This is a genomic window from Pseudaquabacterium inlustre (assembly GCF_038066595.1).
In the GTDB taxonomy this organism is placed as follows: domain Bacteria; phylum Pseudomonadota; class Gammaproteobacteria; order Burkholderiales; family Burkholderiaceae_C; genus Pseudaquabacterium; species Pseudaquabacterium inlustre.
Window position 1 is genome coordinate 24,673 of the sequence record NZ_JBBUTH010000008.1, and the last position, 14,704, is coordinate 39,376.

The window sequence follows — 14,704 nt, forward strand, 5'->3', positions numbered from 1 at the left end:
GCACACCCCGTCTTTCCGGAGTTCCCGCGATGAACCTCCCGCACACCCCGTCCCGCAGCCTGCGCCACCCGCCGGCCACGCGCCGCCACCCCGCCCTGCGCCCGCTGGCGCTGGCCGCCGCCGGGCTGTTCGCCACGCTGCCGCTGCAGGCGGCCGGGCCGGCGCTGCCGACCCCGCTGCCCACAGGCCTGCAGGTCGTGCAGGGCCAGGCCCAGGTGGCCACCAGCGGCAGCCGCATGACCGTGACCAACAGCGCCAACGCCATCCTGAACTGGCAGCAGTTCTCGATCGGCAGCGGCCACGCGGTGCAGTTCGTGCAGCCCGATGCCAGCAGCCGCGTGCTCAACCGCGTCACCGGCAGCGATCCGTCGCAGATCTTCGGCAGCCTGAGCAGCAACGGCCAGGTCTGGCTGCTCAACCCGAACGGCGTGCTGTTCGGCCAGGGCGCACGCGTGGACGTGGCCGGTCTGGTGGCCTCCACGCTGGCCATCGCCGATGCCGACTGGACCACGCGGCGCTACCGGCTGTTCACGCCGGCCGGCTTCTCGGCCAGCGGCACGGCCGACGTGCTCAACCAGGGTGAGCTGCGCACGGTCAACGGCGGTCAGGTGCTGCTGCTGGGCGTCAGCGGCGTGCGCAATGACGGCCTGATCGAAGCGCCTGGCGGCCAGGTCGCGCTGGCGGCCGGTGCCACCATGACCTTCGCCGACACCGCGCTGCCCAACCTGGCACTGCAGGTCAGCGCGCCGCAGGGCGAGGTGCTGAACCTGGGGCAGGCGGTGGCCAGCGGCGGACGCATCGACCTGCAGGCGGCCATCGTCAACCAGCAGGGCATCGTGCGCGCCGACAGCCTGGGCGCCGGCGGCAGCGTGCTGCTGGCCGGCACGCAGGCGGTGAACCTGTCGGCCACCAGCCACACCAGCGCCAGCGGCGCCAGCGGCGGCCAGATTGGCGTGGACGCCGGCGCGGGCGGCACGCTGCTGGTGGCCGGCACGGTGGCGGCCACCGGTGGCAGCGGCCTGGGCGGCCGCGTCTCGCTGCTGGGCCGGCAGGTGGGCCTGCTGGCGGACGCGCGGGTCGACGTGTCGGGCCAGACCGGCGGCGGCGCGGCCTACGTGGGGGGCGGCGTGCGCGGCCAGGACGCCGCGCTGCGCAATGCCGACGCGGTGTTCTTCGCCCCCGGCGCCACGCTGAGCGCCGACGCGCTGTCGCGCGGCGATGGCGGCACGCTGGTGCTGTGGGGCACGCAGGCCAACCGCAGCTACGGCACGCTCAGCGCACGCGGCGGTGCGCAGGGTGGCCAGGGCGGCTTCGTGGAGACCTCGGGCGGCTGGCTGGATGCCCGCCCGGCTGCGGTGCGCACCGATGCGCCGGCCGGCCCGGCCGGTCGCTGGCTGCTCGACCCGCATGACCTGATCATCAGCGACGTCGGCAGCGACACCGCCGTCAGCGGCAACCCCAGCTTCACCAGCTCCGGCAGCCCGGCGCTGCTGAGCACGGCAACCCTGGTGGCGGCGCTGAACGCCGGCAACAACGTCACCGTGCAGACCGGCGCGGGCGGCGAAGGGGCGGGCGACATCAGCGTCATCAACGCCACCATCCGGCCGGCGGCGTCCAGCGCCGTGGGCCTCACGCTGCTGGCCGACCGCAACATCACCATCGACCGCAGCACGCTGCGCAGCGATGGCGCCCCGCTGGCCATCACGCTGACGGCGGCGCGCGGCGGCGGCGAGGGCGCGATCGCGGTGCGCTCGTCCACGCTGGCCACGGCCGGCGGCAACCTCACGCTGGGCGGCAACGCCATGTCCTGCGGTCCGAACGCCTGCGAGCTCGAGATCACCAGCACGCGCGGCGCCCTGGCCACCGACACCACCGGCCTGCGCGACGGCGTGACCGTGTCGGCCTCGACGCTGGATGCCGGCAGCGGCAGCCTGAGCATCGTGGGCCACAGCGAGGTGAGCAGCGGCGACACGCATGGCGTGGCCATCGTCGACGGCAGCACGCTCACGGCGCGCAGCATCGCGCTGCTGGGCACGGTGGATTCCAACGGCGACGGCTTCCGCACCGGCGTCAAGCTGGCCGGCGGCCAGACCACGGCCACCGCCCGGCTCAACATCGACGGCGGCGCCTACTCGGGCGTGTACCGCAGCACCACGATGCCGGCCGGCGTGGACATCCTGGCGCCGGTGCAGGTCGGCAGCGCCGAGGCGGGTGCCGAGGGCCAGGCGACGATCATCGGCGAGGTGATGGACGGCACCGCGTCGGTGTCGAGCCTGGGCCCGGTGCTGCAGCGCTTCGGCCTGGGCCTGCGCGGTGCCAGCGCCCGGCTGGTGGCGCTGGGGGGCGCCAGCGTGCAGCTGATCGGCCGCGACGCCGGCAGCAATGGCGACCTGGCCCTTTACCTGGCCGGCACGGCGCCGGCCGCCATCGACATGAGCCAGGGCGGCGCGCTGACCCTGAGCGGCGACACGAACGTGCGCATCGGTGGCGAGATCGTCACCGGCGCGGGCAGCACCGTCACGCTGTCGGCCGGCGACACCCTGTCGATCGACGGCGCCCGCCTGAGCGGTGACGCCGCCAGCGTCACACTCAGCGCCAACACCCTCGAGATCGGCCGCTCGGGCGAAGCCACCAGCCTGGCCTTCGGGGCCGGCACCGCGCTGCAGCTGACCGCGCCCATCCTGCTGATCGGCAACTTCGACCCCAGCCTGATCGACCTGGGCGAAGGCAGCCAGAACCAGACGGGCCTGCCCCCGGGCAGCACGCGCCGGGCCCTGGCCACCACCGGCACCGACGGCACCGGCAGCAGCAGCGGCACCAGCCTGAGCAGCGGCGGCACGATCACGCTGCTGGCCAACAGCATCGGGCTGGGCGCCAACGCCAGCCTGCAGTCCACCGCCAGCGGCGATGCGATCACCCTCGCCGGCCTGTCCGGCTTCAGCAACGCGGGGTCGCTGCGCGGCCATGTGCGGGCCAGCAGCTTCACCAGCGGCTACGGCAGCCTGGCCGGCTTCTTCAACCAGTCGGGCAGCGAGGTGCTGTCCACGCCCAACGGGCGCTGGCTGGTCTATGCGGCCGACTCGGCCCTGATCGGCGATGGCTACGCCTTCCAGCCCGGCGCGCTGCAGGCCAGCTTCCGGCAATACGGCTTCGGGCTGTCCGACAGCACGCCGGCCGAGTCGGGCTCGGGCTTCCTGTTCGCCAGCCAGCCGGTGCTGGGCCTCGCCAGCGCCTACAGCCGGGTCTACGACGGCAGCACCGCGGTCGACCTGGCCGCCGCCGGCAGCGGCCTGAGCGGCCTGCGCGATGGCGTCACCTACACCGGCCGCCTGATGCTGGACAGCCGCCATGCCGGCAGCGACATCCCGATGTCGCTGGTGGCCACCGGCACCGGCTTCGTCGATGCGCAGGGGGCGCCGGTCTACGGCGTGGCCATCGACAGCGCCAGCCTGGTGGGCACGGTGACGCCCAAGCCGGTCACGGTGGCCAGCATCGGCGCACTCGACAAGGTGTACGACGGCAGCACCAGCGCCACGCTGACCGGCGGCACGCTCAGCGGCACGGTCAGCGGCGACAACGTCGGCCTCACCGGCATGAGCGGCAGCTTCGCCGACCGCCATGTCGGCACCGCCAAGACCGTCACCGTCACCGGCTTCGCGCTCAGCGGCAGCGACGCCGGCAACTACAGCCTGGACACCACCTCGGCCAGCACCACCGCCAGCATCACCCGGCGTGTGCTCACCGGCGTGGGCACGGCGGCCGACAAGGTGTACGACGGCAGCACGGCGGCCACGCCCGGCAGCACCATCACGCTGGGCAACCTGGTGAGCGGCGACGCCGTGACCGCCAGCGCCAGCAGCGCGGCCTTCGCCGACCGCCACGTGGGCACGGCCAAGACGGTGACGCTGGGCGGCCTGAGCCTGGCCGGCGCCGATGCCGGCAACTACGAGCTTCCCACCGCCACGGCCACCGCCAGCATCAGCCCGCGCAGCCTGACGGCCACCGCCGCCACCGCCGCCAGCAAGGTGTACGACGGCAGCACCGCCGCGCGCTCGCAGAGCGTCACGCTCAGCGGCGTGCTGGAGGGCGACCGCGTCACCGGCGCTGCCACCGGCCAGTTCGACAGCGCCGGCGTGGGCAGCGAGAAGGCGGTCACGCTGGGCAGCTTCAGCCTGGCGGGCAGCGATGCCGGCAACTACCGGCTCGACAGCGCGCAGGCCAGCCTGTCGGCCACCGCGGCCATCACGCCCGCCACGCTGCGCTATGTGGCCGACGGCGTGAGCGTGGTGCAGGGCGGCACGCTGCCCGCCCTCAGCGGCCGCGTGACCGGCTTCGTGGGCGAGGAGACGCAGGCCAGCGCCACCACCGGCACGCTGCAGTTCAGCACCCCCACGGCCACCAGCGCCGCACCGGGCCGCTACGCCATCCACGGCAGCGGCCTCGCGGCGGCTAACTACAGTTTCGAGCAGGCGCCAGGCAACGCCGTGGCGCTGAGCATCGAGGCCCCGCCGCCGGTGGTGCCGCTGGTGACCGACACCCCCAAGATCGCGCAGACCGCGGTGGTGGCGGTGCTGGTGCCGGCGGCCACCAGCTCGGCCACCGAGGGCCGCACGCTCGATGCGGTGCAGGTGGTCACGCCGGCCAGCGGCAGCACCGGCGAGCGCCGCGCCTTCGCCAGCCTCGACCTGGACAACATGTCCAAGGACACCATTGCCGCGGTGCTGACCGCGCGCGAGCAGTACAAGAAGAGCGTGTTCGCGCAGGCCATCACCCGGCTGGAGCAGAACCCCGCACTGGCCGACGCACCGGGCTGCGCCACCGCAGAGCAGGCGGCCTCGGGCCAGTGCCTGATGTTCTCGCCGCTGCCGGGCCTGGCGCCCTCGGGCACCGCGGCACGCGTGGTGCAGCAGGCGCCGATGCCGGTGCCGTCATCCACCGCCCCGGCAGCGGCGGCAGCGGCCCCGTCCCCTGCACCCACCGCACCCACCGCCCCCGCCGCGCCAGCCGTGGCCGCCGCACCGGCCGGCGGCACCACAGCCTCACCCGCCACGGCACCGGCCGCCGCACCCAGCGGCCCGATCACCGTCACGCCCATCCTGGCCAACGCGCCGGGCGCGCGGCTGCTGTCGGCGCGCGCGGTCAAGAGCGCGGCGCTGCCGCAGATCCGCCGCAAGGTGGCGGTGCTGGTGGGCATCGACCAGTACAGCGACCCGCGCATCCCGCGCCTGGCCAATGCCGTGGGCGACGCCCGCGCGGTGGCCGCGTCGCTCGAGTCCAACCTGGGCTACGAGACCCTGGTGCTCGAGAACCCCAGCCGCGCCATGCTGTACCAGACGCTGAACCAGCTGCAGTTCACGCTCGGCCCCGAGGATTCGGTGGTGCTGTACTACGCCGGCCATGGCGAGCTGGTGGAGAAGACCGGCCAGGGCTACTGGCAGCCGGCAGATGCCGACGCCACGCGGCCCGAGACCTGGATCTCCAACGCCGACATCGGCAAGCTGCTGCGCCAGTTGCCGGCGCAGCAGGTGGCGATGATCTCGGACAGCTGCTTCTCGGGCAGCCTGGTGTCGGGCGAGCGCATCCGCGGCGTCAACACCCAGGACGCCAAGGCGCTGCTGGCGCACCGCGCGGCGGTGGTGATGTCCTCGGGCGGCAACGAGCCGGTGTTCGACGCTGGCAAGAACGGTCACTCGCCCTTCGCCTGGAGCCTGATGCAGACCCTGGGCCAGGTGTCGAGCTGGAAGCCCGGCAGCTCGCTGTTCGAGCAGATCCGCTTCCAGGTGGCGCGCCAGCTGCCGCAGCGCCCGCAGTACGGCGCCGCGCGCGACGGCGGCCACGAGGCCGGTGCCGACTACCTGTTCGAGCAGCGCCGCCTCGAGGAACGCCTGACCCGCTGAGCCCCGCGCACCCCATCCGCCCCACAATGCCTGAGCCCACAGTTCGAACCGTCCGATCGGAGTCCGCGATGACCCTTGCCACCCCCCGCCGGGCCCACGCCCCGGTACACCTGCGCCGCCTGCTCGGCGTGACCGGCGCCGTGCTGGCGCTGTGGACGGCCACCGCCGTCCAGGCGCAGAAAGCCCCCGCGGCCCCGCTGCTCAAGGCCTCGCAGGTCACCGAGGACGCCCTGGTCGATGCGCTGGAGATCAACCCGCCGCCGTCCGAGGCAGCGGCCAGCGGCGCCATGCGCTCGATCCGCCCGTCGCTGCGCCCCGGCGCAGCGACCAAGCCGCCCGGCCCCGGCAAGGCCAGCCTGCTGATCACCTTCGCCACCGGCTCGGCGGAAATCACGCCCGAGACCGTGCAAGTGCTGGAGAAGGTGGCCAAGGCCCTGCAGTCCGACCGCCTGGCCGGCTTCGCCTTCCGCGTCGAAGGCCATGCCGACCCGCGCGGCGGCGAAGACCTGAACCAGAAGCTCTCGGCCGAACGCGCCCAGGCCGTCGTGAGCTACCTCACCACCAAGCTGGGTGTGCTGCCCGAACGCCTGAGCTCGGTGGGCAAGGGCGCCAGTGAACTGCTGAACCCGCAGAAGGTGGACGCGCCCGAGAACCGCCGCGTGACCATCGTCACCACGCAGTAAGCCAGGCCCACAAAGCAAAACGCCAGCCCTGCGTGGGGCTGGCGTTTGCAGGCAGATTGCCTGAATGTTGGAGCGGGATAAGAGGCTCGAACTCTCGACCTATACCTTGGCAAGGTATCGCTCTACCAACTGAGCTAATCCCGCATGGATGGTGGCCTGGGGCGGAATCGAACCACCGACACGCGGATTTTCAATCCGCTGCTCTACCAACTGAGCTACCAGGCCAACAACAGCCCGCTAGTATAGCCTGGTTTTGTGCCCCACGGCAAGTTGCGCAGACTTTTTGCGCATCGCAACCGCTGCGACGGCAGTGGCGGCTGAGCAGACCCGTCGGCCGGATCAGGTCAGGCCGCGCTTGTTGCGCGACAGGTCCACACCCAGTTGCTTGAGCTTGCGGTACAGGTGGGTGCGCTCCAGGCCGGTCTTCTCGGCCACGCGGGTCATCGAGCCGTTCTCCTTGGCGAGGTGGAACTCGAAGTAGCTCTTCTCGAAGGCGTCGCGCGCCTCGCGCAGCGGGCGGTCGAGGTCGAAACTCTGCTCGGCGCGCAGGCCGCCATGGCCGGCCGCGGCGGCACCGGCCGGCAGGGCCGTGGCACCGGCGTCGAAGCCGTTGGCCGGCACCTCGGCCATGCGGGGCATCAGGCCGCCCGGCACGGCCGCCCCCAGGTGGCCCAGGCCCCCCAGTGCGGCGCCGCCCAGGCCGGGCGCCAGGCCCGGGCCCGCGGGCGCGGCGGCGGGGCGCGGCGCCGGCCGCACCAGGGCCTGCTCCACGGCGCGCAGCAGCTTCTGCAGCGTGATCGGCTTTTCCAGGAAGGCGGTGGCACCGTACTTGGTGGCCTCCACCGCGGTGTCGATGGTGCCGTGGCCGCTCATCATGATGACGGGCATCGTGAGCTGGCCGTTGGCGCCCCACTCCTTGAGCAGCGAGATGCCGTCCACGTCGGGCATCCAGATGTCGAGCAGCACCAGGTCGGGGCGCACCCGGTCGCGTGCGGCGCGGGCTTCGCCGGCGTCCTCGGCCAGCTCGACCGTGTGCCCCTCGTCGGACAGGATCTCGGACAGCAGGCCGCGGATGCCCAGTTCGTCGTCAACTACAAGAATCGTTGCCATGCGTGCTCACTGCCCGGAGGCGGCCGCGTCGGGGGCCGTGGTGTCCGGGGCGGGGTTCAGGGTCCGGGCCTGTGCCGGCATGTGGGGGGCGGGCGGGGGGGATGCCGGGGCAAAGCGAGAAAATGATAACGAAACTTGGGCCCCGCGTACGGCGTTGCCTGCATGGGCATCGGCCCCTGTCTCGGGGTCGGGCCCCGGCCCGGCATCGCGCAGGTTGACGATGCGCACCCGCGCGCCATGCTCGTCGGCGATCTTCTTGACCACCGCCAGGCCCAGGCCGGTGCCCTTGGCCTTGGTGGTGACATAGGGCTCGAAGGCGCGCTTGAGCACCTTGTCGGAGAAGCCCGCGCCGTTGTCGGCCACGCGCAGGCGCACCGAGCGCAGCGCGCCATCGTCGTCGCGGGCGGCCTCGGTGCTCACGCGCACCTGGCCGTCGGCCTGGTCGGCCACGGCGTCCAGCGCGTTCTGCACCAGGTTGTGGATCACCTGGCGCAGCTGGCTGGCGTCGCCGTCGATGGCTGGCAGGCCGGCCTCCAGCGTGGCCACCAGGCGGCCCTGCTCCTGCGCCGCGGCGTACAGGCCCAGCACCTCGCGCACCAGGGCGTTGAGGTCCAGCGTGGCCAGCTTGGCGGCCGGCAGGCGGGCGTAGTCGCGGAACTCGTCGACCAGCTTCTTCATCGCCTGCACCTGGGCCACGATGGTGGCCACCGAGCGCGCCAGCATCGCGCGGTCGGCCGGCTCGGCCAAGTGGCCGGCCAGCTTGTGCTCGAGGCGCTCGGCCGAGAGCTGGATGGGGGTGAGCGGGTTCTTGATCTCGTGCGCCAGGCGCCGCGCCACCTCGGCCCAGGCCACCGAGCGCTGGGCCGACACCACCTCGGTGATGTCGTCGAACACCAGCAGGCGCTGGTCGCCGGGCAGCAGGGCGCCGCGCACCAGCAGGTTGACCGTTTCGCCCGCGCCAGCCGGGGTGGCCCCACCCGCACCGCCACCAGCGCCGCCACCCACACCACCACCGATCGGCAGCTCGAACGCGTCCTGCCAGTGGTCGCGCTCGCCGGCCTCGGGGTGGGTGCGGTGCAGCTCGCTGCGCTGCCACACGGCGGCGGCGAAGTCGGTCAGGCCCAGCACCTCGTCGAGCCGGCGGCCGCGGTAGGCCGACAGCGGCTGGCGCAGGATGCGCGTGGCGCCGGGGTTCACGGTGTCGATGCGGCCCTGGCGGTCGAGCACGATGACGCCGGCGGTCAGGCTGTCGAGGATGGTCTGCAGCCGGGTGCGCGCGCGCTCGAGCTGGCCGACGCCGCGCTGCACCTGCTCACGCGCCTCCGACAGCTGCTCGGTCATCTGCGCGAACGAGCGGGTCAGGCCGCCGAGCTCGTCGCGCGAGGCGAACACCGGCTTGGGCGTCAGGTCGCCCTCGGCCACCTGGCGCACGCCGTCGGCCACCAGCAGCAACGGGCGCACGATCTGGTTGCCCAGCATCACCGCCAGCAGCAGTGCGCCGAACACCGACAGCACCAGCGCCAGCGTCAGCGTGCCCAGCAGCATGCGGCGCAGGCTGTCGCGGGTGATGGCACGCTGCTGGTAGTCGCGGTAGGCGGCCTGCACCGCCAGCGCCTGGCCCACCAGCGCATCGGGCACCGGCTGCACCAGCATCAGGAAGCGCTCCTCGTTGGCCGTGGCCAGCGAGATGTCGAGGTTGGGCACCACGGCCACGGCGCGCACACGGGCCGTGGGCCGGGCACCGGCGCGCGGCTCGTCGTCCAGGCCTTCGAGCACGCCCACGCTGCGCTGGCTGCGCGCCAGGCGCAGCAGGTTGGCCGCCGGGCGCTCGGGTTGCAGCACCTCGGCCGCCCCGCCGGCCGAGGCAATGACCTGGCCGTTGGGGCCCAGCAGCACGGCGTCGCGCACGTCCAGCTGGGCGCGCACGCGCTCCAGTGCCAGCGGGCCCAGCGTGGCACGCAGCTCGGACAGGCGGTCGGCACCGGTGCGGGCGCGGGCGGCCAGGTCGCTGGCGGCGGCGTCCAGCGTGCCGCGGCCCAGCGCCAAGCCGGCGTCCAGCGCGGTGGCCACCTGCGAGTCGAACCAGGCGTCGATGCTGCGGCCGACGAACTGGTACGAGACGCCGTAGATCAGCGCCCCCGGCAGCACCGCCACCAGCGCGAAGATGCCCGCCAGCTTGGCCAGCAGCCGGCTGCCGAACTTGCCGCGCTTGAGCCGCGTGAGCAGGCGGATCAGCGCCAGGCCGATGGCCAGCAGCAGCAGCGCCGCCACCGCCACGTTGACCCAGTACAGCCAGACGAAATTGCGCTCGCTGACCAGACCGCCGCCGGTGGACAGCGACAGCACGAAGGCCAGCACCAGCACCAGGCCGAGCACGGCCACCGACGACACCAGCAATGCCCACCGCGCCGATTTGGTCACGCTGCGCTCAATCCACTCTCACCGTGCGCTCGACGCCCAGCTTCCAGTCGCTGCCGATGTCCACCTGCATCGGCGGTGGCAGCTGGCTGCTGTCGAGGCGGAAGCTGAACTCGACGTAGTAACGCTCGCCGGATTCGAGCTTCTCGCCATCGGCGATGCGCCAGCCGCTCACCCGCGACAGCGGCGCCAGCGCCTCCGACAGGCTGCCGTACACCTGCGACAGCCCACCCAGGCTGACACGCCACTGCGCGGTGAGCGGCTGGTAGGCCACGCGCCAGGTGCGGTTGACGCGGGCCACGCGCTCGTCGCGCCAGTACCAGCGGTTGCGGTAGACGGCCGCCTGGGCCGTGAAGTACAGCGGCACGCCGCGGTGCAGCGCCTCCTCGATGGACGGCGACAGGCTCAGGCGGGCCTGGTAGTCGAGTGCCAGTTCACCGTCGGCGCGTTTGACGCGCAGGCCGGCGAGATCGACGCCCTGGGCGTGCAGCGCGGTGCACAGCGTCAGCAGCGCCAGCAGCGTGCCCAGCCAGCGCAGCGCGCGCGGCACGCGCTGGGGCGTGCCCGGCAGCAGTGGCGGCTGGTGGCGGCGCATCGGCGGGACGGACTCAAGGCTTGAGCAGCAGGGCGTAGAAGAAGCCGTCGCCCTGGATCGGTGCGCCGGCCGGCGTGGACCCATTGTCTGGCAGGGGCAGCAGATGACCGGGAGAACCTGTCCACAGCCGTGCGCCGGACGCGCCGTGGCGTTGCAAAAAAGCGTCGATCTGTTGCTGGCCTTCGGCACGGAACAGCGAGCAGGTGGCGTACAGCAGGCGCCCGCCCGGCGCCAGCAGCGGCCACAGCGCGTCCAGCAGTTCGGCCTGGATGCGGGCCAGCGCCGTCACATCGGCCGGGCGGCGCAGCCAGCGCACATCGGGGTGCCGGCGCACGATGCCCGAGGCGGTGCAGGGCGCGTCCAGCAGGATGGCGTCGAAGGGCCGGCCGTCCCACCAGGCGCCGGTGTGGCGCGCATCGGCGGCGGCCAGCGCGGCGCTCAGGCGCACGCGGTCCAGCGTGTCGCGCACGCGGGCCAGGCGGTGCACGTCGGCATCCAGCGCCAGCACGTCCAGGTCGGCCAGCTCCAGCAGGTGGGCGGTCTTGCCGCCGGGGGCGGCGCAGGCGTCCAGCACGCGCGCACCTGGGCGCAGCGGCGGCGGCGCCTCGCCCGCCGGGCCGGCGCCCAGCGCCGCCGGATCCAGCAGCAGCGGCGCGGCGCGCTGGGCCGAGAGATCCTGCACCGACACCGCACCATCGGCAAAGCCCGGCAGGGCCTGCACCGGGCAGGGCTGGTCGAGCACGATGGCCTGCGGCGTGGCGGGGCTGGCCAGCGAGCGTGCGCCGATGCCGGCCTCGGCCAGGCGCGCCAGGTAGGCCGGCACGTCGGACTGGCGGGCGTTGACGCGCAGCACCATCGGCGCCGGGCGGTTGGCGGCGGCCAGTAGCGCGGCGTACGTGTCGGGCCAGTCAGCGTGCACGCGGTCGATCCACCAGGCCGGATGCTGGTGCAGCGCCTCGGGCCGGGTGCGGGCAGCGGCCACCAGCGCATCGTGCTCGCGCAGGAAACGGCGCAGCACCGCATTGACGAAGCCGGCCGCCTGCGGCGTGCGTTTGCGCGCCGCGGTGACGGCCTGGTCGACCAGCGTGTGCGGCGCATAGGGCGGCGGCAGGCCGCCATCGGCCTGGCCCGGCCACAGCAGCGCCAGCGCGGTGAGCAGCAGCGCATCCACCTTGGGCGGTGGCCGCTTGGGCGCCAGCGCGGTGCGCAGCGCCTCGGCGGCGCCCAGGTGGCGCAGCGCGTGGAAGGCCAGGGCCTGGGTGCCGGCGCGCAAGTCGGGCGGACAGGCGGCCAACGGTTCATTGAGGGACTTGCCGGCGCGCACCGCCGCCACCGCGTCGGCCACGGCATCGAGCAGGCGCGACAGGGCTTGGGCAGGCGCGGACATGGGCGGCGAGTCTAAGGCCGGGCGGGCAGGCTTCACGCTGGCGCCGCCGGGCTGCACGGGCGGAGCCCCTTCGCCCTCCGGGCCTGCGGCATCCGCCCCACAATGCGCACCCGCCCACTCGACGGATCACCCCCATGACGGATCCCGAAACCGCCGCGCCCGCCACGCGCCCGGCCCTCAGCGAGGCCGAGCTGGCCCGGCTGCCGGCCTCCGAACGCATCCGCTGGCGGCTGGTGAACGCCGGCTGCCGCTACCACGCCAACGACAACATCGCGGAACACATCCGCGAGGGCGAGCTCACCGAGCTGAAGGCCGAGGTGCAGCGCGAGATGCACAAGGTGCTGCAGGCGCTGGTGATCGACACCGACAGCGACCACAACACGAACGAGACGGCCAAGCGCGTGGCCAAGATGTTCGTCGAGGAGGTGTTCCGCGGCCGCTATGTGCCGATGCCGTCCGTCACCGAGTTCCCGAACTTCTCGCGCCTGAACGAGCTGATGATCGTCGGCCCGATCACCGTGCGCTCGGCCTGCAGCCACCACCTGTGCCCGATCATCGGCCGCGTGTGGATCGGCATCCTGCCCAACGAGCACAGCAACCTGATCGGCCTGAGCAAGTACGCCCGCGTGTGCGACTGGGTGATGAGCCGCCCGCAGATCCAGGAAGAGGCCGTGGTGATGCTGGCCGACGCGCTGCAGGACCGGGTCAAGCCCGACGGCATGGCCATCGTGATGGAGGCCGACCACTTCTGCATGCACTGGCGCGGCGTGAAGGACGACGACAGCGCGATGGTCAACAGCGTGATGCGCGGCGCCTTCCTGAAGGATCCCAACCTGCGGCGCGAATTCCTCTCGCTGCTGCCCAAGAAGAGCCAGGAGCGTTGACACCATGCTGGTACGACTGATGTACGCAAGCCGCGCCGCGGCCGACCTGGATGCCGACGCACTGGCCGGCATCATGCGCCACTGCAAGGAGCACAACCCCACCCAGGGCGTCACCGGCCTGCTGTGCCACTGCCCGGCCAGCGGCATCTTCATGCAGGCGCTGGAAGGCGGCCGCTCGGCGGTGAACCGCCTGTACCTGAAGATCGCCCGCGACCCGCGCCACACCGACGTGGAACTGCTCAGCTACGAGGAGATCGCCGAGCGCCGCTTCTCCGGCTGGGCCATGGGCCTGGTGAACATGAGCCGGCTGAACCCCGCGCTGCTGCTGAAGTACTCGGCCATGCCGGTGCTCGACCCCTACGGCGTGTCGGGCCAGGCCTCGCTGGCGCTGTTCGACGAACTGGTGGCCACGGCCTCGGTGATGACCGACCGCTGACCTACAAGGTGCCGGCGCGCTCGAAGCGGAACAGGCCGTTGAGCAGCCGCGTCGGGAACTGGTCGATGGCGGCGTTGTAGCGCAGCGCCGCCTCGTTGAAGGATTCGCGGGCAAAGGCCAGGCGCGGCGCCTGGTCGGCCAACGCGCGCAACTGCGCCTTGACCTCGGTTTCGTAGCGCAGTTCGCTGTGCGTCTCGATCAGCGCCACCAGGCGCGCCAGTGCCGAGGACATGCCGATCTCGGCGCGCGCGAGCACCGCCGTGGGCTCCTCGCGCGTGGGGCGCTTGCGCAGCACCTCGGCGGCCGTGGCCACCTGGATCTGCGCCCCCACCACGGCGTCCACCGCACCGCGCTCGGCCGTCAGCAGCGGCAGCGCCGCATCCAGCAGCGCGCCGATGGCCTGCTGGCGCGCCTTGATCACCGCATCCACCTGCTGCCAGGCCGTGCTGACCGCACCGCGCAGCGCCACGATGCGGTTGCGCGCGCCCAGCATCCACAGGCCCAGCACCACCAGCAGGCCGATCCAGCCCCAGGGCAGGTGGGCGATGGACAGCCCGGCCTCGCTCATGCCGCGCCCGCCCCGGCGCCCGGCCGGCTTGCGCACCACTCGGCATGACCGGCCGCACGCAGCGCACAGGCCGGGCACTGGCCGCAGCCATGGCCCCAGGCGTGCAGCGCGCCGCGCTCACCCAGGTAGCAGGTGTGGGTGTGCTCGACGATCAGCGCGTTCAGCGCGTCACCGCCCAGTTGCTGCGTCAGCGCCCAGGTCTGCGCCTTGGTCAGCCACATCAGCGGCGTCTCGATGGTCATCGGCGTGTCCAGACCCAGCGACAGCGCGATCTGCTGCGCCTTGAGGGTGTTGTCGCGGCAGTCGGGGTAGCCGGAGAAATCGGTCTCGCACATGCCGCCCACCAGCACGCTGGCGCCGCGGCGGTAGGCCACCGTGGCGGCAAACGTCAGGAACAGCAGGTTGCGACCGGGCACGAAGGTGTTGGGCAGGCCGTTGGCCTGCAGCTCGATGGCGCGCTCGCTGGTCAGCGCGGTGTCGCTGATCTGGCCCAGCAGGCTCAGGTCCAGCACATGGTCGTCACCCAGCCGGGCCGCCCAATGCGGAAACTGCGCGGCCAGCGCACGCCGCACCACCTGGCGGCAATCGAGCTCGATGCGGTGGCGCTGGCCGTAGTCGAAGCCCAGGGTCTCGACACGGGCGTAACGGTCCAGTGCCCAGGCCAGGCAGGCGGTGGAATCCTGCCCCCCGGAGAACAGGACGATGGCCGTGCGCGGATCACTCATG

The 14,704-nt window shown here is 72.9% G+C and carries 10 protein-coding genes and 2 tRNA genes; 4 read left to right on the forward strand and 8 right to left on the reverse strand.

Annotated features, from left to right (window positions below; all coding sequences use genetic code 11):
* The first annotated feature begins 29 nt into the window (after positions 1-29).
* Both AACH10_RS14720 and AACH10_RS14725 read left to right on the forward strand, forming a co-directional pair.
* Positions 30-5,897, forward strand: coding sequence for a YDG domain-containing protein (locus AACH10_RS14720; protein ID WP_341411201.1), 5,868 nt, complete (start codon positions 30-32; stop codon positions 5,895-5,897).
* A gap of 68 nt (positions 5,898-5,965) precedes the next feature.
* Positions 5,966-6,580 (forward strand): OmpA family protein, encoded by a 615-nt coding sequence (locus tag AACH10_RS14725; protein ID WP_341411202.1) that lies wholly within the window; start codon positions 5,966-5,968, stop codon positions 6,578-6,580.
* A gap of 68 nt (positions 6,581-6,648) precedes the next feature.
* Here AACH10_RS14725 and AACH10_RS14730 read toward each other — a convergent pair.
* The 6 genes from AACH10_RS14730 to rsmB form a co-directional block, all read right to left on the reverse strand.
* Positions 6,649-6,724, reverse strand: a tRNA-Gly gene (locus AACH10_RS14730).
* A 5-nt stretch (positions 6,725-6,729) separates the two neighbouring features.
* Positions 6,730-6,805 (reverse strand) — tRNA-Phe (locus tag AACH10_RS14735).
* 114 nt (positions 6,806-6,919) lie between these two features.
* The gene (locus tag AACH10_RS14740) at positions 6,920-7,690 is read right to left on the reverse strand and encodes a response regulator (protein ID WP_341411203.1); all 771 of its coding nucleotides are present in this window, start codon (positions 7,688-7,690) and stop codon (positions 6,920-6,922) included.
* 6 nt (positions 7,691-7,696) lie between these two features.
* Complete coding sequence (locus tag AACH10_RS14745) at positions 7,697-10,111, reverse strand: sensor histidine kinase (protein WP_341411204.1); 2,415 nt, start codon at positions 10,109-10,111, stop codon at positions 7,697-7,699.
* Positions 10,112-10,118: 7 nt separating this feature from the next.
* The gene (locus AACH10_RS14750) at positions 10,119-10,703 is read right to left on the reverse strand and encodes a DUF4390 domain-containing protein (protein ID WP_341411205.1); all 585 of its coding nucleotides are present in this window, start codon (positions 10,701-10,703) and stop codon (positions 10,119-10,121) included.
* Positions 10,704-10,716: 13 nt separating this feature from the next.
* Positions 10,717-12,090: a 16S rRNA (cytosine(967)-C(5))-methyltransferase RsmB gene (gene rsmB, locus AACH10_RS14755; RefSeq protein WP_341411206.1), complete on the reverse strand. Its 1,374-nt coding sequence runs from the start codon at positions 12,088-12,090 to the stop codon at positions 10,717-10,719.
* Between the two features lie 134 nt (positions 12,091-12,224).
* On the opposite strand from rsmB, the gene folE reads away from it, so the two are divergent.
* Both folE and AACH10_RS14765 read left to right on the forward strand, forming a co-directional pair.
* Positions 12,225-12,974: a GTP cyclohydrolase I gene (folE, locus tag AACH10_RS14760; protein WP_341411207.1), complete on the forward strand. Its 750-nt coding sequence runs from the start codon at positions 12,225-12,227 to the stop codon at positions 12,972-12,974.
* A 4-nt stretch (positions 12,975-12,978) separates the two neighbouring features.
* Positions 12,979-13,410 (forward strand): BLUF domain-containing protein, encoded by a 432-nt coding sequence (locus AACH10_RS14765; protein WP_341411208.1) that lies wholly within the window; start codon positions 12,979-12,981, stop codon positions 13,408-13,410.
* 1 nt (position 13,411) lies between these two features.
* On the opposite strand, the gene AACH10_RS14770 is transcribed toward AACH10_RS14765, so the two are convergent.
* Both AACH10_RS14770 and queC read right to left on the reverse strand, forming a co-directional pair.
* Positions 13,412-13,978 (reverse strand): LemA family protein, encoded by a 567-nt coding sequence (locus AACH10_RS14770; RefSeq protein WP_341411209.1) that lies wholly within the window; start codon positions 13,976-13,978, stop codon positions 13,412-13,414.
* Positions 13,975-14,703 carry a 7-cyano-7-deazaguanine synthase QueC gene (gene queC, locus AACH10_RS14775; protein WP_341411210.1) on the reverse strand — a complete coding sequence of 243 codons (729 nt, stop codon included), beginning with the start codon at positions 14,701-14,703 and terminating at the stop codon, positions 13,975-13,977. The genes AACH10_RS14770 and queC overlap by 4 nt, the downstream gene beginning before the upstream one ends.
* Position 14,704 lies beyond the last annotated feature (1 nt).